At 70.9% G+C, this 24,541-nt stretch carries 22 protein-coding genes and 1 pseudogene; 5 read left to right on the plus strand and 18 right to left on the minus strand.

What is annotated here, in order from left to right:
• Nucleotides 1-12: 12 nt before the first annotated feature.
• The 6 genes from RV983_RS31385 to RV983_RS31410 form a co-directional block, all read right to left on the minus strand.
• Nucleotides 13-912, minus strand: coding sequence for a hypothetical protein (locus RV983_RS31385; protein ID WP_475989076.1), 900 nt, complete (start codon nt 910-912; stop codon nt 13-15).
• Nucleotides 913-1,049: 137 nt separating this feature from the next.
• The gene (locus RV983_RS31390) at nt 1,050-1,754 is read right to left on the minus strand and encodes a response regulator (RefSeq protein ID WP_475989077.1); all 705 of its coding nucleotides are present in this window, start codon (nt 1,752-1,754) and stop codon (nt 1,050-1,052) included.
• 84 nt (nt 1,755-1,838) lie between these two features.
• Nucleotides 1,839-2,300 carry a Crp/Fnr family transcriptional regulator gene (locus RV983_RS31395; RefSeq protein WP_475989078.1) on the minus strand — a complete coding sequence of 154 codons (462 nt, stop codon included), beginning with the start codon at nt 2,298-2,300 and terminating at the stop codon, nt 1,839-1,841.
• A gap of 57 nt (nt 2,301-2,357) precedes the next feature.
• Nucleotides 2,358-3,425: an alcohol dehydrogenase catalytic domain-containing protein gene (locus tag RV983_RS31400; RefSeq protein WP_475989079.1), complete on the minus strand. Its 1,068-nt coding sequence runs from the start codon at nt 3,423-3,425 to the stop codon at nt 2,358-2,360.
• Nucleotides 3,370-3,771, minus strand: coding sequence for an STAS domain-containing protein (locus RV983_RS31405; RefSeq protein ID WP_475989080.1), 402 nt, complete (start codon nt 3,769-3,771; stop codon nt 3,370-3,372). Before RV983_RS31405 ends, RV983_RS31400 begins: the two co-directional genes overlap by 56 nt.
• A gap of 771 nt (nt 3,772-4,542) precedes the next feature.
• Nucleotides 4,543-8,082, minus strand: coding sequence for a choice-of-anchor D domain-containing protein (locus RV983_RS31410; RefSeq protein ID WP_475989081.1), 3,540 nt, complete (start codon nt 8,080-8,082; stop codon nt 4,543-4,545).
• 349 nt (nt 8,083-8,431) lie between these two features.
• On the opposite strand from RV983_RS31410, the gene RV983_RS31415 reads away from it, so the two are divergent.
• The gene (locus tag RV983_RS31415) at nt 8,432-8,995 is read left to right on the plus strand and encodes a PadR family transcriptional regulator (protein WP_475989082.1); all 564 of its coding nucleotides are present in this window, start codon (nt 8,432-8,434) and stop codon (nt 8,993-8,995) included.
• Nucleotides 8,996-9,257: 262 nt separating this feature from the next.
• On the opposite strand, the gene RV983_RS31420 is transcribed toward RV983_RS31415, so the two are convergent.
• A complete protein-coding gene (locus RV983_RS31420; protein WP_475989083.1) occupies nt 9,258-10,361 on the minus strand; it encodes a sensor histidine kinase in 1,104 nt (367 codons plus the stop codon).
• 448 nt (nt 10,362-10,809) lie between these two features.
• Here RV983_RS31420 and RV983_RS31425 point away from each other — a divergent pair, with 448 nt between their 5' ends.
• Nucleotides 10,810-11,490: a histidine phosphatase family protein gene (locus RV983_RS31425; protein ID WP_475989084.1), complete on the plus strand. Its 681-nt coding sequence runs from the start codon at nt 10,810-10,812 to the stop codon at nt 11,488-11,490.
• A 52-nt stretch (nt 11,491-11,542) separates the two neighbouring features.
• Here the strand turns inward: RV983_RS31425 and RV983_RS31430 are convergent, their stop codons facing one another.
• Nucleotides 11,543-11,812 (minus strand): hypothetical protein, encoded by a 270-nt coding sequence (locus RV983_RS31430; RefSeq protein ID WP_475989085.1) that lies wholly within the window; start codon nt 11,810-11,812, stop codon nt 11,543-11,545.
• A 124-nt stretch (nt 11,813-11,936) separates the two neighbouring features.
• Entirely contained in the window at nt 11,937-13,010 is a 1,074-nt protein-coding gene (locus RV983_RS31435; RefSeq protein ID WP_475989086.1) for a C40 family peptidase, read from the minus strand.
• Between the two features lie 325 nt (nt 13,011-13,335).
• Between RV983_RS31435 and RV983_RS31440 the strand changes: the two genes are divergently transcribed.
• Nucleotides 13,336-13,881 (plus strand): GNAT family N-acetyltransferase, encoded by a 546-nt coding sequence (locus RV983_RS31440; protein ID WP_475989087.1) that lies wholly within the window; start codon nt 13,336-13,338, stop codon nt 13,879-13,881.
• Nucleotides 13,882-13,905: 24 nt separating this feature from the next.
• Here the strand turns inward: RV983_RS31440 and RV983_RS31445 are convergent.
• Nucleotides 13,906-14,252, minus strand: a pseudogene (locus tag RV983_RS31445) (ISAs1 family transposase); the annotation flags it as partial.
• A 145-nt stretch (nt 14,253-14,397) separates the two neighbouring features.
• Between RV983_RS31445 and RV983_RS31450 the strand changes: the two are divergent.
• Nucleotides 14,398-15,180 (plus strand): FadR/GntR family transcriptional regulator, encoded by a 783-nt coding sequence (locus RV983_RS31450; RefSeq protein WP_475989088.1) that lies wholly within the window; start codon nt 14,398-14,400, stop codon nt 15,178-15,180.
• Here the strand turns inward: RV983_RS31450 and RV983_RS31455 are convergent.
• From RV983_RS31455 to RV983_RS31490, 8 genes are all read right to left on the minus strand, one after another.
• Nucleotides 15,165-16,001 carry an amidohydrolase family protein gene (locus tag RV983_RS31455; RefSeq protein ID WP_475989089.1) on the minus strand — a complete coding sequence of 279 codons (837 nt, stop codon included), beginning with the start codon at nt 15,999-16,001 and terminating at the stop codon, nt 15,165-15,167. The two genes, RV983_RS31450 and RV983_RS31455, sit on opposite strands and share 16 nt — an antisense overlap.
• Nucleotides 15,998-16,336 carry an L-rhamnose mutarotase gene (locus RV983_RS31460; protein ID WP_475989090.1) on the minus strand — a complete coding sequence of 113 codons (339 nt, stop codon included), beginning with the start codon at nt 16,334-16,336 and terminating at the stop codon, nt 15,998-16,000. The genes RV983_RS31455 and RV983_RS31460 overlap by 4 nt, the downstream gene beginning before the upstream one ends.
• On the minus strand, nt 16,333-17,514 hold the full coding sequence (locus RV983_RS31465; RefSeq protein ID WP_475989091.1) for a mandelate racemase/muconate lactonizing enzyme family protein: 1,182 nt from the start codon (nt 17,512-17,514) through the stop codon (nt 16,333-16,335). Before RV983_RS31465 ends, RV983_RS31460 begins: the two co-directional genes overlap by 4 nt.
• Nucleotides 17,515-17,545: 31 nt before the next feature.
• The gene (locus RV983_RS31470) at nt 17,546-18,448 is read right to left on the minus strand and encodes a carbohydrate ABC transporter permease (RefSeq protein ID WP_475989092.1); all 903 of its coding nucleotides are present in this window, start codon (nt 18,446-18,448) and stop codon (nt 17,546-17,548) included.
• A gap of 2 nt (nt 18,449-18,450) precedes the next feature.
• Entirely contained in the window at nt 18,451-19,404 is a 954-nt protein-coding gene (locus RV983_RS31475; RefSeq protein ID WP_475989093.1) for a carbohydrate ABC transporter permease, read from the minus strand.
• A gap of 1 nt (nt 19,405) precedes the next feature.
• Entirely contained in the window at nt 19,406-20,776 is a 1,371-nt protein-coding gene (locus tag RV983_RS31480; protein ID WP_475989094.1) for an ABC transporter substrate-binding protein, read from the minus strand.
• A gap of 833 nt (nt 20,777-21,609) precedes the next feature.
• Nucleotides 21,610-22,371, minus strand: a complete 762-nt coding sequence (locus RV983_RS31485; RefSeq protein ID WP_475989095.1) for an SDR family oxidoreductase — start codon at nt 22,369-22,371, stop codon at nt 21,610-21,612.
• Complete coding sequence (locus RV983_RS31490) at nt 22,368-23,387, minus strand: zinc-dependent alcohol dehydrogenase (RefSeq protein WP_475989096.1); 1,020 nt, start codon at nt 23,385-23,387, stop codon at nt 22,368-22,370. Before RV983_RS31490 ends, RV983_RS31485 begins: the two co-directional genes overlap by 4 nt.
• Before the next feature lie 143 nt (nt 23,388-23,530).
• Between RV983_RS31490 and RV983_RS31495 the strand changes: the two genes are divergently transcribed.
• A complete protein-coding gene (locus RV983_RS31495; RefSeq protein ID WP_475990520.1) occupies nt 23,531-24,526 on the plus strand; it encodes an aldo/keto reductase in 996 nt (331 codons plus the stop codon).
• Nucleotides 24,527-24,541: the final 15 nt, after the last annotated feature.

Below are 24,541 nucleotides of genomic sequence, written 5' to 3' on the forward strand. Positions count from 1 at the left end.
CCGCCGCGGGCGTCAGTTCACCGCGGTCACGGTGTGACCCGGAGCGCGCGCCGCGGTCCCCGGCCGCAGCGGCCCGTAGCCCAGCCGCACCAGCATCTGCACGTGCCCCGGGCCCGACTCCGGGCTGCGCAGGGCCCGGCGCAGGTCGGGGTAGTCCAGTGCCTGGTGCAGCAGCGAGACGCGCACCCGCTGCGCCGTGGCCACGAGCAGCACGTGTTCCAGCGCCTGCCCCGCGCGCAGCCAGTCGGCGGGGCCGTCGAGGGGCGTGGTCAGGACGGCGACGAGCGGGAACCGGTCGTCGCCGGGCGCCGGCCCGAGCGCGCGCGGAGATCCGTCCGCCGGATCCGGCGGCAACCGGACCACCGGCCCGTCCGGCGCGCCGCGCCGGCCGGCGTCCTCCGTCAGCTGCAGCAGCCGCCGGGTCTCCGCGGCGTGCGGCAGGCTCAGCGCGGCGCCCTCGGTGTGGGCGGCGTCGACCAGCCCCAGCACGACCGCTCCCGGCGGACGGTGCACCGGGTACGAGGTCACGCCGTCGCGACGGCGCCACAGGGCGCCGTACAGATCGGCGCGGCACGGCTGGGGGGCGCGCGCCGGGGCGGTCAGCCGCACGCTGGCGTACAGGCCGGGGTCCTCGGGGGAGGGCAGCAGGCGGACCTTCGGCTCCCAGCCGAAGTGGGTGACGGCGACCCGCAGGTTGAACAGTGCCGCACCGATGGAGACGTGCAGCGCCCGCCCGGCGTGGTCGCCGGGTGCGGCCGGCACGCCCTCCTCGCCGATGGCGCGCACGTGCAGGGTGGCCGTGTCCGGGTCGAGGCGGTACCGCCAGGGCCGCCGTGCCTGGCAAGAGGGCGCCGCGACCGCGGCGGAGATCAGCTTCTCCAGGGTCGTGCCGTCGAGTGTGTCGGTCGTCATCGTGCTGCACCTCCCGGCCAGGCGCCTTCACCCATGCTGCGCTCCTGTACGGCGCCGGGGGAGGGGCCGCCGGGCTCTGCGGGGGTCCGTTCGGCCCCATTGGGCGTGCCCGACCGGACCCCTCGCGGGTCCGGCGGTCAGTGGCGCGGTTCGGGGGGCGAGCCCTCGGGGTGGTGCTGTGTGGCGAGGACGGCGGCCTGGATGCGACGTTCGACGCCGAGCTTGCCGAGTAGCCGTGAGATGTGGTTCTTCACGGTCTTCTCGGACAGGAAGAGCCGCTGCGCGATCTCGCGATTGGTCAGGCCCTCACCGACCAGGTCCAGGATCTCCAGTTCCCGTGGGGAGAGCGCGGCCAGCGCGTTGTCCTGCGCGGCCGGCGGCGGTTCCTCGTGGGCCCGAAGGCTCTCCATCAGCCTGGCCGTCGTCGCCGGGTCCAGCATCGACTGGCCGGAGGCCACCGTGCGCACCGCGGCCAGCAGGTCGGACCCCTTGATCTGCTTCAGGACGTAGCCGGCGGCACCGGCCATGATGGCGTCCAGCAGCGCGTCGTCGTCGTCGAACGAGGTCAGCATCAGGCAGGCGAGGCCGGGCATGACCGAGCGCAGTTCGCGGCAGACCGTGATGCCGTCGCCGTCGGGGAGCCGCACGTCCAGGATGGCCACATGGGGGCGCAGCGCCGGGCCGCGGGCGACCGCGTGGTCGACCGAGCCGGCCTCGCCGACCACCTCCATGTCGGTCTCCGCGTCGATCATGTCGTGCAGCCCGCGCCGGACGACCTCGTGGTCGTCGACCAGGAAGACCTTGATCGGCGCCTGCGGTGAGAACTCCCGCACCTCGGTCATACGCGCTCCCGGCTGCCGCCTCGTGTGCCCGGCCGTCCCCTCGATCGTCGCCGATGCGCCCCGGTCGGCATAGCGCCGAACGGGTCACCGTCGGTCACCGCTGCCCTGGGGCCCGTAGAGGTCGAGCAGTCGGGTACGGGTGCCCTGGAGACGGTGCGTGACGATCTCCGCCACCCGGCGGGCGACCGCGTACCCAAGTGCCGGATCCGCCTCGCACAGAGCCCGTACGGCAGCCGCGTCGTACTCCTCGGCGGTGACCGGGTTGCGGGTCTGCGCCCCCAGATGCCAGGTGTAGGGCGCGAACAGCCAGGAGCAGCCGAGCAGGTCGCCGGGGCCCAGCGTCTCCACCTGGGCCGCCCGGCGGCCGGGCACGTGCAGGTCGAGCGCGACCGATCCGGAGCGGATCACCCAGAAACGGTCGGCCCGGCGGCCCTCCTCGAAGATCCGGGTCCCCGCCGGGAACGAGACATCGCGGCCGAGTTCCGTCAGGCGGTCCCGTGCCTCCGGCGGCAGCGCGCCGAGCAGGCCCCTCGTGGTGATGGTCACGGCGGTCTCCCTCGTCGGTCGGAAGGAACGGCGGGCGGATCCTGCCCGGGCCCGGGGTCAGGCGGGGATCGCGACGACGTCGTGGTGCGGTCCGCCCAGCACGACCTTCAGGGCCCCGGTGTCGGTCGCCGAGGAGAAGACGTCGTAGGCCGCCGCAGCGTCCTGCAACTCGAAGGCGTGCGTGACCAGGGACGCGGCGGGCAGCCGGCCCGCCTCCATCATCCGCAGCAGCGTCGGCGTGGAGTACGTGTCGACCAGGCCGGTGGTCACCGTCAGGTTCCGGCTCCACAGGGCTTCCAGGTGGAAGGTGACCGGCCGCCCGTGCACGCCGATGTTCGCCACGTGGCCGCCGGGCCGCACCATGCGCGTGCACAGCCCGAAGCTCTCGGGACTGCCGACCGCCTCGATCACCACGTCGGCGCCGAGTCCGTCGGTGAGGTCGTCGACCAGTTGCTCGGGCCCCTCGTCGGCGCGGACCACCGCGTCGGCGCCCAGGTGCTTGGCCGCGTCCAGCCGGGCCGGGACGAGGTCGACGGCGATGACGGCGTGGGGGGAGAACAGATGCGCGGTGGCGATGGCGGCCAGCCCCACCGGGCCGCTGCCGACCACGACGACCGTGTCCCCGGGGCGTACGCCTCCGTTGAGGACGCCCACCTCGTAGCCGGTGGGGAAGATGTCCGCCAGCAGTACGGCGACCTCGCTGCTCACCACGTGCGACAGGGCGTGCAGACCGACGTCCGCGAACGGGACGCGTACGTACTCGGCCTGCGTGCCGTCGATCCGATGCCCCAGCACCCAGCCGCCGCCCCCGCGGCACTGCCCGTACGCCTGCTCGCGGCAGTAGCGGCATTGGCCGCAGCCGCTCACGCAGGAGACCAGGACCCGGTCGCCGGGGCGTACGGTGCGCACCGCGGAGCCCGTCTCGACGACCTCGCCGACGGCCTCGTGCCCCAGCACCGTCCCGGGAGCGACACCCGGCACGTCGCCGCGCATGATGTGCAGGTCGGTGCCGCAGACGCCGGCCGTGTCGACGCGGACGATCGCGTCCGCCGCGTCCATGAGCCGCGGATCAGGCACATCCTGCCAAGCCGCCTGTCCCGGTCCCTGGAAGACCCATGCCTTCATGTCGTGTGACTCCCTCCGTCAGGCCGTGGCGCACGTCGAAGGCGTGCTCCAGGCCGGCCAGTCGCAGCGCCCCCGGCACCGGGCCGTCGACGACGACCAGGCGCAGCGTTCCGCCGCGTTGCCGCACGCGGCGCAGGGTCCGGCACAGCACGCGCAGCCCGGAGCAGTCGATGAAGCCCACCTCGCGCAGATCGACCACGAGGTCAGGGCAGGGCGCGGCAGTCAGCGCGTCCAGGCGTGCGGCCACCAAGGGGGCGCTGATCAGGTCGATCTCGCCGTGCAGGGACACCACATCGGCCCCGGCCACGGTGTGTTCCCGCAGGCACTCACGCATACCGTCAGCCATGACGATCACCTGCCTGTCCGTGCGCTTTCACTCCTCCACTGTGGGGCGACGGCGGCGCTCGGGCATGGGCCGAAGGGGTAACCCGGTGGGGCCGGGAGGCCCACCCGGCCTTGCGGGACGGGGGGGGACCGGGCGGGACCGGCGGCGGCGAAACGGCCGGGGCGCGGCGCGCCCGGCGCTGCTCCGGCGTTCCGCTGATCAGCGCCGCGGCGCTGCAGGCTGTCGGAGCCGGGGCGGTGTCGGGCGGGGTGCCGGCCTTGTGGCAGGCGACCATGACGGTGGCCTGCTGCTTCTCGGGCACCAGGATCGCCGGGTCCAGTGGGCGCCGCCCTGCTCGCGGAAGTCCTCCAGGGCCGGGGCGAAGAGGTTCTTGCCGCCGACCGTGAGGGTGGCGGCACCCGAGTCGCCCTGAGGGTTCTCCAGGACGAGGTCCGTGAGGCGCAGGGTCCTGCCGGCCGCCACGGTATACGTGTCGGCGCCGGTGCCGCCCGCGGAACCGGCGGCGGTCAGCCGGGTGGAGAAGAGCCTGGCGTCCGCGTGCGGCGCGACGCCGTCGCCGCGCCTGACGGGACGCGGGGACGCCCCGGTCGACTCGACCGCCCGCTCGGCGGCGCTTGCCGCGGGCTTCGCGTCGTCCGCCCTCTTGTCCGCGTCCGCCGCCCGCGAGGCTTCACCGCGTCCTTCACGGCGCTGCGGACGGCGCCCAGGACGTACGGTGCCGCCGGGTGCAGGCGCACCCGGCGGCAACGGTGTCCGGTGGTCCGTGTCAGGTCAGACGTTCCACACCTGGAACTCCGAGAGCTGGCCCGCGGGCCAGCCGTCGTTGGCGGTGACCGTCACCCGGACGTAGCGCTGGGTGGACGCGGTGAAGGTGATCGTGACGGTGTTGTCCGCGCCCGGGGTGAAGCTGTAGGACGCGGACGACTTGAGCGTGCTGAAGGCGGAGCCGTCGGTGCTGCCGGTGAGTGACAGCGTCTCGTTGCGGGCGCCCCAGCCGGTCGGGAGTTTCAGGACGACCTTGCTCACGCTCTGCCCGGAGCCGAGGTCGACCTGTGCCCACTGCGGGAAGGCGTTGTTGGCGCTCTCCCAGTAGGTGGCCTGGTTGCCGTCGGTCAGGTTGGACGACGGATAGACGTCGGCGTGGCTGGACTCGCTGGTCGGCCGGCCGGCCGCCAGGTTGGTCGCCGACGTGCCGCTGCCGGTGCCGGAGAGGGCGACGGCGACCGGGTTGCCGGTGGCGTTGCTGTTGATGGTCAGGGTGCCGGTGCGGGTGCCGGACGCGGTCGGGGTGAAGGTCACGGCGACCGTGCAGCCGGCGCCCGCCGCGAGGGACGTGCCGCAGGTGTTGCTCTGCGCGAAGTCGCCCGAGGCGGTGACCGAGGAGATCGACGCGGCGGCCGTACCGGTGTTGGTCACCGTGACGTTCCGCGCGGCGCTGGTGGTGCCCGGTGTCTGGGCGGCGAAGGTGAGCGAGGCGGGGCTGACCGACAGGGTCGCCGACGGGTTGCCGGTGCCGCCGCCAGGGAAGACCTGGAGGTCGGACAACTGCGCCGCGCTCCAGCCGGTGTTGGCGGTCACATTGATCCGCACGTAGCGGGCCGTGGCCGCCGGGAAGGTGATGGTCACCGTGTTGTTGTTGGCGTTCGGGTCGAAGGTCTGCGCGGCGGAGGCCGCGAGGGTGTCGAAGCTGGTGCCGTTGGTGGAGCCCTGCACGGAGAGGGTCTCGGTACGGGCCGCCCACGCGGTGGACGGCGGGAGCCTCAGGGTGGCCTTGCCGACGCTGTAGTTCTGGCCGAGGTCGACCTGCACCCACTGCGGGAACGAGCCGTTGGCGCTCTCCCAGTAGGTGGAGGCGTCCGTGTCGGTGACATTGCCCGCGGCGAAGGCGCCGTTGGTGGAACTCGCCGACGCGGGCCGCCCGGCGGCGATGTTCGTGCCGCCGTCGATGCCGGTGCCGCCGAGGGCGACCTTGGTCGGGCTGTTGTTGGCGTTGCTGGTCACCGTCAGGGTGCCGCTACGGGTGCCGCCCGCGGTGGGTTTGAAGGCCACGGTCACCACGCACGAGGAACCGACCGGCAGGGAGCCGCAGTTGTCGGTCTCGCTGAAGTCACCGGTCGCCGCCACGGACGAGACGGTGGCCGCGCTCGTCCCGGCGTTGGTGACGGTCACCGTCTGCGGGGCAGCCGTCGAGCCGACGACCGTACTGGCGAAGGAGAGATTCGCCGGGTTGGTGTTGAGCACCGGGCCCGGGGCGATGCCGGTGCCGGTCAGGGAGACGGTACTGGTGTTGCCGCCCGCGGTGACGGCCAGGGTGCCGGTGCGCTCCCCGGTCGCGGTCGGCCTGAAGGTGACGCTGACGGTGCAGGAGCCGTTCGCCGGCACCGACGTACCGCAATTGTTGGTCTGCGCGAAGTCGCCCGAGGTGGCCAGCGCGGACACGGCGGCGACGGTGCCGGTCGGGTTGGTCACCGTGACGGTCTGTGCGGGGCTGGTCGAACCGGTGGCGGCGGAACCGAAGTTGAGTGCCCCCGGGGAGGCCGTGACACCGGTGACCGGGTAGGGCGGGAAGACCGGGGCCGGGAAGCCGCCGCAGAAGGGTGTCCCGGAGATCCCGGAGTTGCCGCCGCCGTCGGTGACGGTGAAGTTGGGGCCCTCGCAGCTGTAGACCGGCGAGGAGGCGCCGACGCCGGTCGCCGTGACGTTGGTGAACGTGGCCGCGCCGCCGGTCTGTTCCTGGAGCGCGAACGTGCCCGTGCCGGCGATCGTCACATTGCTGAGGTGGACGCCGCTGACCGTGCCCTCGACCCACTGGACGGCCTCGTAGGGGCTCTGCTGGATGAGCGCGTTGGTCACGTTGATCGGACCCGTGATCGCGCCCTGGCTGCCGTCGAACCACAGCGCGCCGACGCCGAACTGCCAGTTCGGATCGAGGCTGCCGTCCCGGATCATCGTGTTGTTGGTGATGTTGGTGGTGCCGACCGGCGTGGAGGTGAAGCGCTGGCCGACGTGGATGCCGCCGCCCTGCGCCAGGCCGGAGTCCACCACCAGGTTGCCGCTCACCGTGTTGTCGTGACCGCCGTAGATCGCGATGCCGTTGGCGAGGATCTGCAACTGCACGGTGTTGTTGGAGAAGGTGTCGTTGACGTCGGCGCCGAGAGCGGAGTCCGCCCAGGTGGCCAGACCGTCGTCACCGGTATTGCGGATGTCGCTGTTGGTGACGGTCGAATTGGTCACGCCGCCGTGGAAGTTGACGCCGTCGGCGGTGGTGTTCCGGATCCGCATCCCGCTGAGGGTCAGCTTGTCCATCGGGCCGTCCATCCAGGCGCCGACCTTCATGTGGTCGATCCAGATGTTCGACGCGGAGGAGTTGCTCATCGCGCCGCCGATGCCGTTGACCTGGTCGCAGTCGTTGCGGGTGCCGACTTGGCCGAAGATCGCGAAATCGGACAGATGGACACCGCTGCTGACCCCGCGGTTGCCGCCGACCCCACAGCTGTCGGGCTCGCCGAGGCCGTAGAAGCCGGGCGCCGCCCCCGTCACCGTCGAGTACCACATGCCCGCACCGGCCACGGTGACGTTGTTGACCGTGATGTGGCCGGGGATCTTGAACGTGCCCGACGGTATCCACACCGTGCCGCCGGCCCCGGCCGCGCTGATCGCCGCGTTGAAGGCCGCCGTGGCGTCGCTGCCGCCGGTGGGGTCGGCGCCCTTGCCGGTGACCGACACCGAGCCGGCGGGCTGTGAAAGGGGCGCGCCGACCTGCTCGAAGTCGGCGAAGTCGAGGGTGGTGGTGGTGCCGCCGGCGCCCACCTGGAGGGTGAAGGTGGTGCCCGCCGGATACGTCTGCGGCAGCAGCCGGTGGGCCTCGTCGTAGAAGTGGTGCCGGTTGCTGCCGGGGGTGTTGGTGAACGGGTAGCTGCCGTAGTACCAGCTGTAGGCGTTGGTGAGCGTGAAGTCGGGCTGTGCGGCACCGTTGATGGCGAAGGACAGCGGGGCGGTGTAGGCCGAACCGCCGGCGGTGTCCGGGATGCTGTACCGGAAGTCGATCGAGTTGGTCGCCACGGGGGTGGTGAAGGTGACGAACTTGCCACTGCCCTGGAGGGTCACCGCCTTGCGGTACGACGCCTCGCCAGCGAGCTCGCCGTAGGTCCAACTCGGCCCGATCACGGTGCCGTTGGTGGTGGAGTTCTCCGCCTGCACCTCGACGTAGGGCAGGTTCGCGCCGCTGCCGCCGGTGGCGGCGGCGGCGAAGGCCGGAGCGGCGCCCAGTGCGAGCGCGCCGCCGGTGGTCAGCAGGGTCGTGCCGGCCACGACGGCGACGGCTCGCCTCAGGGACGGCCGTCTCCGGCCTCGGAGGAGGGGGGGTATACGAAACATCACATGCTCCTTTCGGCACAGAATGTCTGTTCTGTGCCAGGGGGGTGGAGCGCCAACGCAAGGGGCACCGTAATGTCGCGGATACACCCGCGCAATATCCACGCTCATCCTCGTGAGAAAGTAACTTTTTTGCGCAAGAATCTGCGTCCACGGCTGCGGGGGAAGAAGGGGCCCGCAACGGGCCCATGACGGGTGATCTGCTGACGTTTCCTCGCCATCCCGCTCAGGCCAAATGCTTTGCTAGTGGCCTTCTTGTCTATTCAAGAAGGCGTAATATCCGGGTATGGCATTGCGCAACGCGGTTCTGGCGGCCCTCCTGGAGGGGGAAGCGTCCGGCTACGACCTGTCCAAGAGGTTCGACGCGTCGGTGGCCAACTTCTGGATGGCCACGCCCCAGCAGCTGTACAAGGAGCTGGAGCGGATGGAGTCCCAGGGGCTGATCGAGGCGCGGGTCGTCCAGCAGGAGCGCAGGCCCAACAAGCGCCTGTACTCACTGACCGGGGCCGGGCAGCAGGCGTTGCACGACTTCACCGCGGAACCTCCCCGGCCGACCGCCATCCGTGATGAGCTGCTGGTCAAGGTGCAGGCGGTGGACGGGGGAGACGCGGCGGCCGTCCGCGCCGCGATCGCGGAACATCTGGAATCGGCGCGGGCCAAGCTGGCCCGCTACGACCTGGACCGCGCACGCCTGCTCGCCGGACGCACCGAGGAGCGGTTCCTCGCCGAGAGCGAACGGGTCGGCCCGTATCTGACGCTGATGCGGGGCCGCGCCTTCGAGAAGGAGAACATCAGCTGGGCCGAACGGGCGCTGGCCATCCTGGAACAGCGGTCCTCGCTTCCGGCCTGACGGGCCGCGCGGTCGCGTTCCGTCACCGGTCCCCCCTGCGCTGGTCCGATCGCAGGAGCCCGCGTGCGCACCACTCGTCGAGGACCCGCAGCAGTAAAGGGCGCGCCTCGGCGGCGGATTCCGGTGCGGGCGGCTGCGCGCTGCTCAGGGGACGTCCCGGGGGGCCGCGGTAGGGCGTGCGGCTCGGGCTCGTCGGCGCCGTGCGTGCACTGCCGGACCATCGGCACGGCGCGGTCACCGCACATACGCCGTACGGGTGCCGTCAGGTCGGCCCCTCGACCGGCAGCTCCAGGCGGACCTCGTAGCCCCCCTCGGCCGTGGGGCCCGAGCTGAACGTGCCGTTCAGGAGGGCGGCGCGCTCCCGCAGACCCACCAGGCCGTACCGCGCACTCGGCAGCGGAAGGGGCCGGCGGGTGGGCTGACCGTTGGTGACCGTGGCCCGGACGACGCCGTCCTCGCGCCGGATCCGCACGGAGGCCCTGGCACCGGGCGCGTGCTTGCGCACATTGGTCAGCGCCTCCTGGACCGTGCGGTAGACGGCGCGCTGCACGGGCGCCGGAAGCCCCTCCGGCAGGTCCATGTCGAGGTCGGCCTCGATGCCGCTGCCGCCGACCAGCCGCTCGAGGTCGGACACCGACGGCTGCGGAGTCAGCTCGGTCGGACGGCTGCCGGCCGCTCGCAGGACGTCCACCATGTGCCGCAACTCGTCCAGGGTCTGCACGCTCAGCCGTCTGATCGTCCCCGCGGTCTCCTTGACGGCCGCGTCCGGAGCGCCGACCTGCAGAGCACCGGCCTGCACGGCGATGAGGCTGACCTGATGGGAGACGACGTCGTGCATCTCCCTCGCCAGCTGGGCACGCTCCGTGGCCAGCACCGTCTGGTCGGTGAGCAGGCGCTCGTGGTCGCGTGCCTCGGAGATCTCGCGGAGCCGCAGGGACAGGTCGCGGCGGGCCTGCACGAGCTGTCCGAGGAAGAGGGGGGCGGCTGCCGTCGTCGCGGTGTAGCCGAGGGTGATGAACGTCGCCGTCTCCGTGAGGTCGAATCTCGGGGACGGCCACGGTGGCACGTCGCAGAGCGTGAAGGCCACGCCGCAGAACGCCAGCAGCGTTCGGCGCCGTGTGAAGGTGGCGAGCGTGTACAGGGCGGCCAGCGACGCGAAGACCGCGGACGAGACGAGCACGGCGGGCAGGGTCAGCAGGAAGGTGATCAGCGGGCGGTGGCGCCGCAGCATCAGCGAGAGCGCGGCTGTCAGGCCCCAGGCGAGGCTGGCGGAATCGTTGAAATGGACGTTGACGCGGACGTCGAGCAGCGCGAAGAAGACGAGCAGCACGTCCAGCAGCAGGGGCTGGGGGCAGCGGAACCTCATTCGGCGACCCGCCCGCACACACCGTGGCACGTACCGGCGCGGCGGACGCGCCGGGCACCCGTCACGCGTCCCCGGGCGGCCGGGGCCGGCGGAATCGTGCGCGCCGTACGGCATGGGGCCATGATCCGATGCCTACCCCGTTCGGGGCCGCGCGCCTTCCGCCCGCCGCCGTACCGGCCGGATGGCGGATGCCGTCCCGCCGGTCGGTGGAGGTAACGGCCGCCGATCGGTGGATGGATCCCGGGGACGCCTGGCGCGATGCTGTAACCAGGGAAAACCTGTCCACGCAATGCACGAACCGCAGCACCAGCGGTCGGCGCCTGCGGTGCTCGTACGTCGCCTCGTCACCCGAGTGGCGGCAGACAGCCCACGGACCGTGTGGGAGAACGGTTGCCGGAGCCTCACAGCACGCCCCGGCACCCGACCGGGAAAGGAAGGAGGCCACCGTATGGCGATCCACCTCACCTTTCTGTGCGCGGCCACTGAGACCAGCGGACGTGAAGCGGTCTTCGGCGACGAGCCCGTGGGAAAGCGGCTGCCAGGCAGCATGGCCCTGCCGGCATTCGTCGCCCATCCGCTGACCATCCGGGCTCCCTCGGCCCGCTGCGCACGGACCGCCGGGGCTTTCGGCCTCGAACCGACGGTCGAGCCCGCGCTGCGGGACCTGGACTACGGGCGCTGGAAGGGGCACACACGCGGGGAGATCGCGGCCATGGACCCGTACGGCCTGTCCCTGTGGCTGACCGATCCGGATGCCGCACCGCACGGCGGTGAGTCCGTACGGCAGCTCTGCGACCGGGCCGCGGACTGGCTCATCAAACTGCCGCGTGGTACCCGGCCCACCCTGGCCGTCGTCGAACCCTCCGTCGTCCGCGCCCTGCTCGTGCACGCGCTCTCCGCGCCGGCGAGGACTTTCTGGCACCTCGACGTACGGCCGCTGTCATCGGTCTCACTCGTCTCCACGGACGGCGGCTGGCAGGTCACGCCTGCCTACGAGGCCGAAAGGGACGCCTCCCGGCCGGCGGGGAGCGTTCCGATAGCCGTCCACGGACTTCCCGTTCCCCTGGGTACTCCGCGCCGCCACGCGCCACTGGAGCAGGCGAAGGCGGCGACACCGCCGCTGGCGTGACGCAGAGGCGCCCGTGGCCGGTTGTCCCGGCCACGGGCGCCTTCTTGTCGCATCAGGGAGCCTCGGTGGCCGCCTGCATCTGCTCCCGGCCGACCTCGGCCACGATGCGCTGGACGGTGGCCTCGTCGAGGTCCTTGCAGGCCCCGGGGCGGCTGAAGTCGGTGGAGTTGTGCTTGATGTCGTCGAACATCTCGGTCACGGCGCCCTTGCACGAGGCGGTGTCGGACGTGGCGTCGCTGCCGCAGGCGGTGAGCAGCAGGGCGGCCGCGAAGACGACGGCGGTCGCGAGTGCGGCGGTACGTGAGCGCGTGGTTCCCCCCATGGTGATGGCTACGGGAACACCATGCGCCGCGGTGACACCGCGCAAGCGGCCTGTGACCCGGCGGTGCCCGGGCTGTGACACGGCCAAGACCCCGGCTCGGTGAGCGCGGGGCCTTCGGAGTCCGTCAGATGCGGACGCCGAACTGGAACGGCATGTTGTTGATCGACTCGTAGCGGACGAGCGCCCCGGAGTGGGGTGCGTGCAGGACCATGCCGTTGCCGGCGTAGAGGCCGACGTGGTGCTGGTCGGCGTAGAAGATGACCAGGTCGCCGGGCTTGAGCTGACTCATCGCCAGGCGGGTGCCGGCGTTGGCCTGGTCCTGTGAGATCCGGGGGATCTTCACATCGGCCTGGGCGTACGCCCACATGGTGAGGCCCGAGCAGTCGAAGGACGTCGGACCCGTGTGGGAGAAGACGTACGGCATGTCGATCCGGGTCTGGGCGGCCGCGAGGGCGGCGGCGGCGCGGCCGGACGCCGGGGTGTCGTTGCCCAGGTTGACGTGCTGATTGCCGGCAGCGCCGGTGGCGCCGGCGTCCGCAGCGGCGACCGCGGCGCGCTGAGCGGCCGTCAGCGAGTTCAGCACCCGCTGCGTCTCCGCCAGCTTGCCCTGGACTTCCTTCTTCTTCCTGCTCAGTTCGCTGCGGGTCCGGTCGAGCTCGGAGAGCTTGCCCGCCGCCTCCGCTTTCTGCTGGTCGAGGGTGCGCTTCTTCTCCGCGATCTGCCGCAGCGCTTCGGCCTGCTTGGTGCTCAGCGCTTCGAGGGTGGACGCCTTGTCGAGGTAGCTGTCCGGGTCCGCGGAGAGGAAGAGCTGCAGCGTCGGGTCGATGCCGCCGCTGCGGTACTGGGCGCTGGCGAGGGTACCGAGGTCGTCCTGCAGGTCGTTCAGCTCGCCCTGCTGGCGGGCGACCTCGTCCTGGATGACCTCGACCTGCTTCTGCAGCTTGTCCTGCTTCTCCGTCGCGCCGTTGAGCTTCTCGGTCGCCTGCTCGGTCTGCTCGTACAGAGCGTCGACCTTGGCCTTGACGCTCTTGACGGACTGCTTCGCCGGAGCGGCCTGGGCGGCCTGGGCGGAGAGCGCCACGGCTGCGGCGGCGGTCGCGGTGAGCACGGTGATGCGTGCGCGACTGGTCTGCTTGGGACGACGGTGGGACGCCACTCGGGCGAGCTCCTTCTTCTTCCAGCCGCCTGCCGCGTGCATCGGGAACCACGGTTCCCCGGCCCCGAGCGTCGGCGTCCCCCGTCGTACGCACGCCACTTCGGATCGGCGGGACCTCCGCCGCCACCCCGATTGGGTGATCGCTGCACAGAGGTTCGAGGCATGACCTTAGTGACCATCTTGTGATCGGATCAAATCCCTTACGAAATAAAGTCGTTCTCATGTACTCCTCGTCTGCACACATTTCGCACATAGTGACGGCGAGTTGTGAGGGCACCACCGGCCGGGAGCCCAGGGAGAATCCGCTGGGCCGGCGGACGGCGCCGGTTATGCTGCCTCGTCCGACATGCCAGGGAGGATCCGAACCATGACCAGCGCGACGTCGCCCTTTCCCCCGCGGATCGAACTCGCCAGGGAAGGCCTCGTCCTGCGTGACTGGACGGAAGCGGACCTGGCCGCGATGCCGGATCTCTTCGACCATCCCGACGTCGCGTACTGGACGCCGATCGCCTCGCCCTTCGACGAAGCGGCCGCCCGCACGCGGCTGGACCGGGACCGGCTCCTGCGGGCGGACGGCACGGCGATCCTGCTCGCCGTCACCGTCGACGGCGGCGCGCCGCTCGGCGAGGTGATGCTGCGCCGCGCCCCGGAGGGCGCCGAGATCGGCTATGTCATCGGTCCCACGCACCGCGGGCAGGGGCTGGCGGTACGGGCGGTCCGGGTGATGACCGCGTACGCCTTCGAGCAACTGGGCGTGCGGCAAGTGGTCCTGGAGCTGGAGGCCGAGAACGCCGCGAGTGTCGCCGTGGCCACCAAGTCGGGTTTCCGCCTGCTCGACGTGCCGCTGGTCGAGGGGGAGGAGAAGGGGCGTCCCTTCGCCCTGCAGACCTGGGGCCTGTCCCGGGCGTCGTGATCGCTTGATGCCGAAGGCCGAAGCGTGTTCGTCGGCGGCCGCGCCGACCTCGCCGGGAGCGAGCCTCCGCAGAACGCCGCGCGGAGTCTTTTCGCTCGGCACCCGGCAGCCGCCGAGGAGCGGGTGACCGGATCGCGGCCGGCGGGTGTCATCACGCGGACCGCCGGGACCGGCAGGCAGGAGAGCCGGTAGCGCACTCCGCAAGCCCCTCCCGGATCGGTGACCGGCCTGAACGCGGCCATCGAACCGCGGAGTCGGTCCTCGGCGGTGCCCTCGCCGAGGGCCTCCCGGCAGGGCGCAGGAGGCAGAGGCACAGCGGCAGCGTCCGATGGAGGAACGAACGCGGCACCTTGCCGAGACGATCCGGGCACATCGCCGGGGGCGTGCCGCGTGGACCGGAGCCCGCCCCTGGCGGCCGGTGCCTTCGACGGCCGCCGCGGTCCCCGGCCCTGGCTCGGCCTACCGTTGCCGGTGACCTCTTCGACCGACGATTGATTGCGCGATAAGGTCATACGTATGCCAACCGAGTCGCAGCCCGCAGCCCGTCTGTTCCCGCGACGCCTGCCCGCCGGCCGCTTGGGTGTCGCGGTCGTTTCCGAGCTTGTCGACCTCATCGTGACAGGCCGGTTGAAGGAAGGCGAGCTGCTGCCGCCGGAGGGTCCGCTGAGCGAACACTTCGGCGTGAGTCGCACGGTGCTGCGTGAATCGGTGAAGCGGCTCGAGGAGAAGGGCCTGGTGATCGTTTCCCAGGGACGCGGCACCCAGGTGCGGGCGCCGGGCTACTGGAACACGCTCGATCCGGTGGTGCTGTCCGCGCTGATCGACAACGACGCGACGCTCGGCGTCCTCGACGAGCTGACGATCGTGCGGGCGAGCCTCGAATCGGCGATGGCGGGCGCGGTGGCCGCCTCCCGCAGCGCGGACGGCCTGAGGAGGCTGGAGAACGCGCTGGTCACGATGCGTGAAAGCGTGTCCGAGACGGACTCCTTCCGGCAGGCCGACGTGGTGTTCCACTACGCCCTGATGGAGATCTCCGGCAACCGGCTGGCGGAGAACATCGCCAAGCATCTGTACAAGCGGGCCGTGGAGTCCAGCCGCTACCAGGGCATCAACCCCCCCGACGCGGTCGAGCTGACGCTGCAGGAACACGCGGCGATCCTGGATGCCATCTCCAGGAAGGACGTCGCCGCGGCCCAGAAGGCGATGCACGATCACATCCACGTCTCGTGGGAGCGCCGCCGGCTGCCCGACCACGCGCCGAGGGCGCGCGGCCGGGCGCTCGATCAGGACAGCGAGTAGACGTCGGCGGCGTTGCCGCCGAACACCCGCGCGCGTTCCGAGGGGGAGAGCCCCTCCAGCAGCGTCTCCAGAGCGGACTTCCAGGGCGCCGCTCCGCCGCCGAGTTCGGCCAACGGCCAGTCGGAGCCGTAGAGCAGACGGTCGGCGCCGAAGTATCCCAGAGCGAGCATCACCGGTGCGGCGAGATCGTCCGCGCGCCATGATCCGGGGGCGAGGCCCGACGTGAGTCCCGAGACCTTCGCGACGACGTTCGGCTGCCGCGCGAGCTCCCGCAGCCGCGCCGCCCACATGCTCCTGTCCTGCCCCGGCCCGGGCGGACCGCCCAGGTGATCGAGCACGAAGCGGAGTCCGCCGTGGCGCGCGGCCAGGCGGGTCGCCTGAGGGAGCTGCCACTCACGCACGACGAGGTCGAAGCAGAGGCCCTCCCGATCGAGGACGGCGAGGCCCGCGCCGACCTCCTCGCGCATCATCCACTCCGGGTCCGGGTCGATGTGGGCCAGATGCCGCACCCCGACGACGGGGACGGCGGCGTTCTCGCGGATCCGGTCGAGCTGGGGTCCGACCTCCGCCGCGAGGTCGACCCACGCGACGAGGCCGGCGACGGCTGATGAGTCCAGCTCGGCGAGCCGGATGCTCTCATCGAGGCTGTTGCTCGACTGCACGACCACGGCACCGTCGAGTCCGGTCGAGGCCAACATCTCGCCCAGATCGGCGGCGCCGAAGTCGCGGGCGATCGGCGCCATGGTCTCCGCGTCGATCCAGTCCTGCGGGTCCAGCGCTCGGTCCCACAGGTGCACGTGGGCGTCGATGCCGGCCGTCATGCGAGATGCCACACTTCCTCGACGGGCTGCCACAGCGCCCCGGGATCACGCTCCTCGGCGATCCTCACCTGGCACGGGTCGGTGTGCGTCCACCATTCCTGCGAAGCCGGGTCCTCGGCGATCCTTCGCATGTCCGCCTCGTGGTCCTCGCCGACGTACTCGTAGTAGGCGAACAGGATGTCGCCGAAGACGAAGATGCTGTAGTTGCGCACGTTGCATTCGGTGAGCTTTCGCTCGACGCTCGGCCACACGGCACGGTGCAGCGCCAGGTACTCCTCGCGCTTCTCGGGCCGCACACCCACGACGAAGGCCCTGCGCTCAGGTCGACGGGTCATCGGGTTCGGCCTCCGGTGTGCGTCGGGATGTCGATCACGTCGGGTTCGGCCACCAGCCGCAGGGCGGCGCGTTCGGGCCGGATGTGCGGGCCGGTCGCCGCGGGCAGGGGCGGAGCGGCGTCGGCCGGTGACATCCGGGACTCGTCGACGACGATCCCGATGCCCGGGCGATCGCCCAGGACGATGCCTCCGTCGTCGAACTGCTGGTCTACGTCGAGACCGACGGGGAAGTGAAGGTCCTGGACTTCGAAGGTCAGCAGGTTCGGCACGGCGGCGGCGGCGTGCGCCACCGGGTTCGCGTTGTACGCGACGGGACTCACCGGCAGGTCGTGGGCGTGCGCGAGCGTCGCGACGCGGAGGAAGTGGGTGATCCCCCACACGTTGCCGACCTGCACGATGTCCACGGCGTTGGCGTCGAGCAGAGGGCGGTACTGCTCCAGCCCGGTCAGGTTCTCGCCGCTGGCGATCGCCGCGCGTACCTTCCCGCGCAGCGAGGCCATGCCGGCCGCATCCCATCGGCGCAGCGGTTCCTCCACCCAGGTGAGGTCCATGCGCTCTTCGATGGCCGCGACGTACCGGGCCGCCTGGGCGTGGTTCCACGACTCGTTGGCGTCGAACATGAGCGCCGGCCGGCGGGAGTTGCGGCTGAGGACGTCGCGCATGATCTCCAGCCGGGGCAGGTCGCGGTCGAGGTCGCGGCCGCCCTTGAGCTTGCCGGCCTTGAACCCGCGGTCCGCGAAACTGCCGTAGAGGACGACGAGTTCCTCGTCGGTCAGGCCGTACTCGAGACCGGACGCATAGCCGGGGACGAAGCGCTCCCGGGCGCCGAGGGTCCGCCAGAGCGGCTCGTCGGCGGCCTTGGCCTTGATGTCCCAGAGGGCCATGTCGACGGCGCCGATGGTGCCGAAGGTGGATCCCGAGTGACCGGCCTTGAACACCCAGTCGAGCATGCGGTCGTAGAGCGCCGTGACCGACCGCGGGTCGTCGCCCTCGATCGCGGGGAAGACGCGGGCGATGTCGGCGTGGGCCCCGAGGCCCACTCCCTCGATGCCGCTGTCGGTCTCGATGATGAGGACGGGGACCGGCGTGGCGTGGCCGGGCTGGACACCGTTGACGTCCCCGGTGATTCTGCCCCAGTCGTGAACGGTGCTCAGACTGCGGTACCCGGTGATCTTCATCGGCGGTGGTTCTCCTTGCAGGTGCGAATGGTCATTCCTTGGTTCCTCCAGCTGTCATGCCTGCGACCAGGAATCGCTGGGAGAACAGGAAGACGACCAGGACGGGCAGGATCGACACGATCGTCCCCAGCGCCAAGGTGGGCAGCTGGACGGAGTCGGATCCCGCGGAGCTGGGATTGAAAGCCGGGGTCGACGCCAGGAGCGAGGTGAGCCCGACCTGGATCGGATAGCCGTCGCTCGAGGGCAGCATCACGAACGGGAGGAAGAAGTTGTTCCAGTTCTGTACGAAGCTGAAGAACGCCACCAGGGCGACGATCGGGGCGGCCAGCGGAAGCGCGACCCGCGAGAAGACCTGGAACCCGTTGCAGCCGTCGATGCGCGCGGCGGCGAGGATGTCACGAGGAATGCTGGTCGAGAAGTAGATGTAGGTGAGATAGACGCCGAACGGGAAGAACGACATGGGCAGGATCACCGACAGCGGGCTCCCGATCAGGCCGACGCTGTTCAGTTCGAGGAAGATGGGCAGCACCAGTGCGGTGTTGGGGATCAGCATGACGACGAGCGTCAGCACCAGCAGCGCCTGCCGGAGCCTGAACTCCGTGAGCGCGAGCGCGTAGCCGGCGGGGATGCTCACGAGAACCGTGATCACCAGAGCGCCGATCGCGTACAGCGCGGAGTTCCCGATCCAGGTCGTCACCGCACCGTCCTGGAAGTCGAACAACTGGTGCCAGTTGGCGACGAGATCCGACCACGACCCGATCGAGAACGGGTCCGCGACGACGAGCGTCTTCGAGGACTTCGTCACCGCCAGCAGCAGCCAGACGATCGGGACGGCGAAGAACAGGACGAAGACGACGAGCAGTACGCCGGTGATGGACCGCCCGCTCCACCCGCTGAGGCTCGGCCGGCGGCGTGCGGCGGAGAGTGCTGCCATGGTCATTCCTTCTCGAACAGGCCGCCGCGGGTCACGAACACCCAGGACAGCAGGAGTGCGACGACCAGCAGGATCAGCGAGATCGCGGCCGCGCCGTTGAAGTCGTTCTGCTGGAAGGCGTACTGGTAGGCCAGCTGGTTGAGCGAGTAGTCGTTCGGCACCACCGCGTTGCTGGCCTGGCTGAGCAACTGCGGCTCGACGAACAGCTGGGTGCCGGCCGCGAGCGACATGACGCCCATGTAGGCCACCCACTTGCGCAGCATCGGAAGCTGGATCCGCAGCGCGATCTGGAAGGCGTTCGCACCGTCGATGCGTGCGGCCTCGATCACCTCGGTGCTGATGTTGTTGAGCGCGCCGTACATGATGAGGATCCATCCGCCGGCTCCGGTCCAGAACGCGATGATCGCGAAGATCGCCGGGAGGTGGCCGGGCTGGATCACCTGCACGAAGCTCTCGAACCCCATCGCCTTGAGCAGACCGCTGACGGGGCTCGCGGTCGGATCGAGGACGAAGAGCCACAACAGGACGCTGGACGCGCCCGCGAGCGCGCCGGGCAGGTAGTAGACGAAGCGCAGGGTCGTGCTCACCCACCGCACGCCGATGGCGTGGACCACCAGCGCCAGGCCGACGACGAACACGACCAGCCCGAGGAGCCAGATGACGAGATAGGCGGTCACGTGGAACACGGCCGGCCAGAACCGGAAGTCCCCGACGACCTTGGTGAAGTTGTCGAAGCCCGCGAATCCGCCATCGGTGTTCGTGAAGGCCAGGACTACCGCGTAGAGCGAAGGGACGATCCCGAAGGCGATGGTGAGCAACGCGTAGGGCGAGACGAAGAGATAGCCGATCGGACTGCGGGCGAAGGCGCGCCCGGCCGCCCGGCCGTCGCCCCGGCCCGGCCGCCGACGCCCCGAGGCGTCGACGGCCGACCGGCCACTCGGAGGGGCCAGGGTCATGTCAGTTCACCTTGTATCCGTTGACCTTGGCCTGGTTCGCGATGGCCGTCTGCCAGTCCGGCAGCAGGTCCACGATCGACTTGCCGCCCGTGACTCCCGGGGTGATCGTCTTCGCCCAGATCGCCTCCTGGCTGAAGGTCGGGTAGCCCCAGCCGTCCCAGACGCGCGACGCCGCGGTGACCACCGGCTCCAGCGGGGTGGCGTAGTACTTGCTCGCCTCCTGCTTGGCGACCCACTTCTGCGCGGCGGGCGCGTACGCCGGGTAACCCGGTGCGACATCGACCTGGTAGTCGTCGGCCGTGGTGGCGAACTCGACGAACTTCTCGGCGGCCTTCAGGTTCTTGGAGTGGCTGGAGACGAACCAGGTTCCGCCGCCCACGTTGCCCGTCGCGGCCTCGCTCTCGCCCTTCCACGGCAGCGGCGCGGCGACGCCGAGCTGCCCGGCCTTCACATTGAGCGACTGGGGGTTGTTGAAGATCGCGCCGGCGTACCAGGCCGGACCCGGCATCATCAGGACCTTGCCCGTGTACTTCTTCAGGAACTCGGGAGTGAACACGCTGACCACCGGCACCGTTCCGTTGCCGCGGAGGGTGTCGAGCATCGAGGCCGCCCGCTTGCACTCGGTCGAGTCCGTCTTCACGGTGACGGACTTGGGGCCTGTCACGTCATTGGCCTGGCACTTGCTCCCCCACATGAACACCTCGGGCGTCCAAGCGTCCCCGGCCGTCCCGACGATGTAGCCGGGGTGCTCCTTGGCGACCTTCTCGCCGAGCGCCTGGTACTCCTCCCACGTGGTGGGGACGGCGTAGCCGAACTTGTCCAGCTGGGTCTTGTCGTACCAGAGCACCGCCTGGGCGAGGTCGTTGCGCAGGCAGTAGACGCGGCCTTCCACCGTGCAGGGGTTGAGCGAGCCCTTGGTGAAGTTGCCGAGCGTGTCCTTCGGGACCAGGCCCTTGTCCAGCACGGCCGCGAACGCCTGCTTGCCGCCGTTCTTCTGGCTGGCCCACGAAGCGTCGTTGTTCTGGCTGGAGAAGACGACATCGGGCCAGCCGCTGCCGGCGCGGTCGAAGAGCTGCATCTTCGTCCGGAAGGAGTTGGACCCGTTGGCCGACCCGTCGTAGGTGACGACCTTGATCTTGGTGTCCGGGTTCTTCGCCTGGAACGCCTTCGCGGCGGCCTGCCGGTCCGCGTCCACCCATACGGTGATCGTCGAGGAGGCCTCCTGCTTGGCCTCGGGGAAGCCGTACGCGCCGTTCGCCGCGGTGCCCCCGCCGCCACAACCGGCGAGGCTGAGGAGCGCCGTTGCGGCGCATATGACGGCGGCGGTCGACGTTTTGCGGCGCGAGCGCACCGCAGTATGGATTTCGGCCATGAGATGTCCTTGTCTTGTCGACTTCGTTGACGACTCCGCGCCAGGACTGTAGGGCATACGTATGATGTTTGTCATCACCTTGAGTAGCCCGTTGTTGTTCCGATTTTGACGGGTACGTCGAACGGCGGTCCTGCGAGGGGGGGTTGCCGTCGTCCGCGGGCGTGAAGGCGCGGCCCTTCGACGGTCGGGGGACGTGATCCGCCGAGGTCCCGGAGACCCTGCCGCCGCGTCGTGCGTGGTCACAGCGGTGGAGCCCGATTCGGCGGCGCCGAAGGGGTATTCAGTCGCCCACCTGATCCGGGACGCGGCCCCGGTCTCCGGACCGCGTGCGGCGGCCCACCTCGGACCGACGGGCGGGGGACCGGCCGGTGTCCGCCCGGTTGCACGGTCGGGGCGGGGCAGCCGGCGGCGTACTGGCCTCGGCCGATGCCGGGCGCGATCCGTGCGGCGGCATCAAGTGCGGGCGGCCCCCGGCGACTTTCGGCCGTGCGACCGGGTCCGAGTGTTCCTCCGCGGCGAGGCCACCGGGGGGTCGAGGAGTTTCACGACCGGGGTGCGCGCAGCGACCCGCGCGGGCACCGGCGGCCCCTTGGAACCACGCTCTCGTGGTGTGAGGCGTGCAACGAGTCGCCGACCGGGGGCCGTCGGCTCCGACTCGTCCTGCCCCGGGCCGCCACGATACCGAGGCGGCCCGGGGCCCATGTCAACGGTGCTGTCCGTGCACCGGTCGTGCCGCGGGCGCCGGCCGCCTCGTGGAGGTCGACGATGCCCGCGTCGCGAACCGGTCCCGTCGTATCCAGGGGATCGGCACGTGCCCGTCCGTCAGACCGCACTCATCGGCCGAGCCAGCCTCCGTCGACGGGCAGAACCGTTCCGGAGACGTAGCGCGCGGCGTCCGACGCCAGGAAGACGGCGGCTCCCGCGATGTCCTCCGCCGTTCCCCACCGCCCCGCCGGTATCCGCTCGAGGATCGCGCGGGACCGGTCGGGGTCATCCTGCAGGGCCTGGGTGTTGTCCGTCGCGATGTAGCCCGGGGCGATGCCGTTCACCGTCACACCGTGTCCGGCCCACTCGTTCGACAGTGCCCGGATCAGCCCCGCCACGCCGGACTTGGCGGCCGCGTAGCCGGGCACGTTGATCCCGCCCTGGAACGAGAGCAGCGAGGCGGTGAAGACGATGCGGCCGTGCCGCGCCTCCAGCATCCGCCGCCCGAGAACCTGGCTGAGCACGAACGTGCTCGTGAGGTCGACTTCGAGCACTTCGTCGAACCATTCCACGGGGTGCTCGGTGGCGGGAGCGCGGCGGATGGTCCCGGCGTTGTTGACCAGGATGTCCACCGGGCGCTCGTCTGCGGCGAGTTGCTCGGCGAACCGGGTCACCTGCTGCCGGTCGGCGAAGTCGACGCGGTGTCCCGAGAACTCGCGGCCGAGCCCGCGCACGCGGTCGCCGATCGCCGATGCCGCCGGATCGAGGGTGGCGGAGACTCCGACGATGTCGGCACCGGCGGCGGCCAGGGCCTCGGCGACGGCGAACCCGATGCCGCGCTTGGCCCCCGTCACGACGGCGAGGCGCCCGGTCAGGTCGAACGGGTTCATGACGCGCTCACCTCGACGAGCAGCTTCATCGCCTGCCCGGCCTCGAGGACGCCGAAGGCCGACTGGACCTCGGTCAGCGGCACGATGCCCGTGATGAGCTTCTCGGCCGGGATGGCGCCCTCGGCCAGGAGCTCGATGGCGCGCTCGAAGTCGTGGCGCTGGTAGACCCGGGCGCCGAGCAACCTCAGTTCCCGCCAGAACACGCGGTGCAGGTCGACGGGGCGCGGTTGCGGGTGGATGGCCACCACCACGAGAGTGCCGCGGACCCTGGCCAGACTGGTCGCGCCGAGCACGGCGGCGGCCGAGCCGGAGACCTCGAACACGACGTCCGCTCCGGCGCCGTCCGTCCACTCCGCCACCCAGGCGACCTGGTCGACCGACGAGGGGTCCAGCGTCGTCAGCCCCATCTCCTCGGCGGCGGCCCGCCGGGTCGGGTCGATCTCGGCGACCACGACCTCGGCACCGGTCGCGGCGGCGACCGTGGCGATCAGAACACCGATCGGGCCCGCGCCGATGACGACCGCCTTGTCGCCCGCGGCCAGTTCGGAACGCCGTACGTCGTGGACCGCCACCGCGACGGGCTCCACCAGCGCGGCGTCCCGCAGGGGGATTTCCGAGGGCAGCCGTACGAGTGTCGACGCCGGCACGTTCCAGTACTCCTGCAGCGCTCCGGGGCTGTCGATACCGATGAAGTCCAGGTTCTGGCAGATGTGCTCGTTCCCCGCACGGCAGGCCGCACAAGTGCCGTCCCAGGCCAGCGGCATGACGGTCACCGCGTCACCCGCCGACCAGCCCTCCACGCCGGCGCCGAGGGCGACGACCGTGCCCGACATCTCGTGTCCGATCGTCGCCGGCTTGCTGACCCGGCCGTCCATGTCCCCGTGGAACACGTGGAGATCCGTGCCGCAGATGCCGACGTAGGCCACGGCGATCCGGACCTCGCCCGGACCCGGCTCGGCCGGTTCCCGCTCTTCGACGGCCATTGTGCGCGCGCCTGTGTAACTTGCCGCCAACATACCGATCGGCTCCTCCTCGCTGTGTCGCGGGCCGCACCGGCCCACAGCCCGCCGCGCAGCCTAGCAGGAAACATCATACGTATGCTCTCGTGATTACACTCCTCCTCGTGACCAGCAATCCACCGCCACGCGACCACGCATCCATGGAGCCGACGCTGCCGACCCGGGGACTGCGCACCGGGCACCAGCTCACGGAGCTGGGCCTGGGCGCCGCCCAGTTCGGCAACCTGTTCACCGAGACGACCGACGACGAGTCGTGTCGCGCCGTCAGAGCGGCGGCCGGGGAAGGGATCCGCTACTTCGACACCGCCCCGCACTACGGCCTCGGGTTGTCCGAACGCCGCTTGGGGGACGCCCTCCACGCGGCCGTCCCGCGAGGTGCGGTCCTCTCCTCGAAGGCCGGGCGCCTGCTCGTGGACAGCCCGGAGACGAGTCACCGGCTCGATGACGACGGGTTCGTCGTGCCGGCCGCGAAGAGGCGGGTCTGGGACTTCAGCCGCGACGGGATCCTCCGTTCCGTGGAGGAGTCGCTGGAGCGGCTCGGGACGGACCGGCTCGACATCGCCTATCTGCACGACCCGGACGAACACTGGGGGGCGGCGTCGTCGACCGGGATCGCCGCCCTGGCCGAACTCCGGGACCAGGGCGTCGTCGGTGCCATCGGCGCCGGCATGAACCAGGCGGCGATGCTCGCCGAGTTCGTGCGGCGGACCGACGTCGATGTGGTGATGGTCGCGGGGCGGTTCACCCTTCTCGATCAGTCGGCCCTGGACGACCTGCTGCCCGTCGCCGCCGCCCGCGGTGTCGGCGTCGTCGCCGCGGCGGTCTACAACTCCGGTCTGCTGAGCACCAGGTCCGTGGACGGCTCGGCGCCCTACGACTACGGGGCGGCGCCGCGGGCCGTCGTCGAACGTGCCGCCCGCATCGCCGCCGTCTGCGAGCGGCACGGCGTGGAGCTCCCCGAGGCCGCCCTCCAGTACCCGTTGCGCCATCCCGCCGTCGTCTCGGTGGTGACGGGGATGCGCACCGAGGAGCACGTGCGCGGCAATGCCGCGCGGTACCGGGCGGCGATCCCGGAGGCGCTGTGGGAGGAACTGCACGTCACAGGGCTCGTCCCGGACCCGGTCCGGACGAGCTAGTCATCAGGAATTACA

The organism is Streptomyces sp. RLA123 (assembly GCF_056270165.1).

Excerpts from the sequence above, each read along its gene's own strand:
- RV983_RS31385 (WP_475989076.1), bottom strand. The coding sequence starts at position 912 with ATGACGACCGACACACTCGACGGCACGACCCTGGAGAAGCTGATCTCC.
- RV983_RS31390 (WP_475989077.1), bottom strand. The coding sequence starts at position 1,754 with ATGACCGAGGTGCGGGAGTTCTCACCGCAGGCGCCGATCAAGGTCTTC.
- RV983_RS31400 (WP_475989079.1), bottom strand. The coding sequence starts at position 3,425 with ATGAAGGCATGGGTCTTCCAGGGACCGGGACAGGCGGCTTGGCAGGAT.
- RV983_RS31405 (WP_475989080.1), bottom strand. The coding sequence starts at position 3,771 with ATGGCTGACGGTATGCGTGAGTGCCTGCGGGAACACACCGTGGCCGGG.
- RV983_RS31415 (WP_475989082.1), top strand. The coding sequence starts at position 8,432 with ATGGCATTGCGCAACGCGGTTCTGGCGGCCCTCCTGGAGGGGGAAGCG.
- RV983_RS31420 (WP_475989083.1), bottom strand. The coding sequence starts at position 10,361 with ATGAGGTTCCGCTGCCCCCAGCCCCTGCTGCTGGACGTGCTGCTCGTC.
- RV983_RS31425 (WP_475989084.1), top strand. The coding sequence starts at position 10,810 with ATGGCGATCCACCTCACCTTTCTGTGCGCGGCCACTGAGACCAGCGGA.
- RV983_RS31430 (WP_475989085.1), bottom strand. The coding sequence starts at position 11,812 with ATGGGGGGAACCACGCGCTCACGTACCGCCGCACTCGCGACCGCCGTC.
- RV983_RS31435 (WP_475989086.1), bottom strand. The coding sequence starts at position 13,010 with ATGCACGCGGCAGGCGGCTGGAAGAAGAAGGAGCTCGCCCGAGTGGCG.
- RV983_RS31440 (WP_475989087.1), top strand. The coding sequence starts at position 13,336 with ATGACCAGCGCGACGTCGCCCTTTCCCCCGCGGATCGAACTCGCCAGG.
- RV983_RS31450 (WP_475989088.1), top strand. The coding sequence starts at position 14,398 with ATGCCAACCGAGTCGCAGCCCGCAGCCCGTCTGTTCCCGCGACGCCTG.
- RV983_RS31455 (WP_475989089.1), bottom strand. The coding sequence starts at position 16,001 with ATGACGGCCGGCATCGACGCCCACGTGCACCTGTGGGACCGAGCGCTG.
- RV983_RS31460 (WP_475989090.1), bottom strand. The coding sequence starts at position 16,336 with ATGACCCGTCGACCTGAGCGCAGGGCCTTCGTCGTGGGTGTGCGGCCC.
- RV983_RS31465 (WP_475989091.1), bottom strand. The coding sequence starts at position 17,514 with ATGAAGATCACCGGGTACCGCAGTCTGAGCACCGTTCACGACTGGGGC.
- RV983_RS31470 (WP_475989092.1), bottom strand. The coding sequence starts at position 18,448 with ATGGCAGCACTCTCCGCCGCACGCCGCCGGCCGAGCCTCAGCGGGTGG.
- RV983_RS31475 (WP_475989093.1), bottom strand. The coding sequence starts at position 19,404 with ATGACCCTGGCCCCTCCGAGTGGCCGGTCGGCCGTCGACGCCTCGGGG.
- RV983_RS31480 (WP_475989094.1), bottom strand. The coding sequence starts at position 20,776 with ATGGCCGAAATCCATACTGCGGTGCGCTCGCGCCGCAAAACGTCGACC.
- RV983_RS31485 (WP_475989095.1), bottom strand. The coding sequence starts at position 22,371 with ATGAACCCGTTCGACCTGACCGGGCGCCTCGCCGTCGTGACGGGGGCC.
- RV983_RS31490 (WP_475989096.1), bottom strand. The coding sequence starts at position 23,387 with ATGTTGGCGGCAAGTTACACAGGCGCGCGCACAATGGCCGTCGAAGAG.
- RV983_RS31495 (WP_475990520.1), top strand. The coding sequence starts at position 23,531 with ATGGAGCCGACGCTGCCGACCCGGGGACTGCGCACCGGGCACCAGCTC.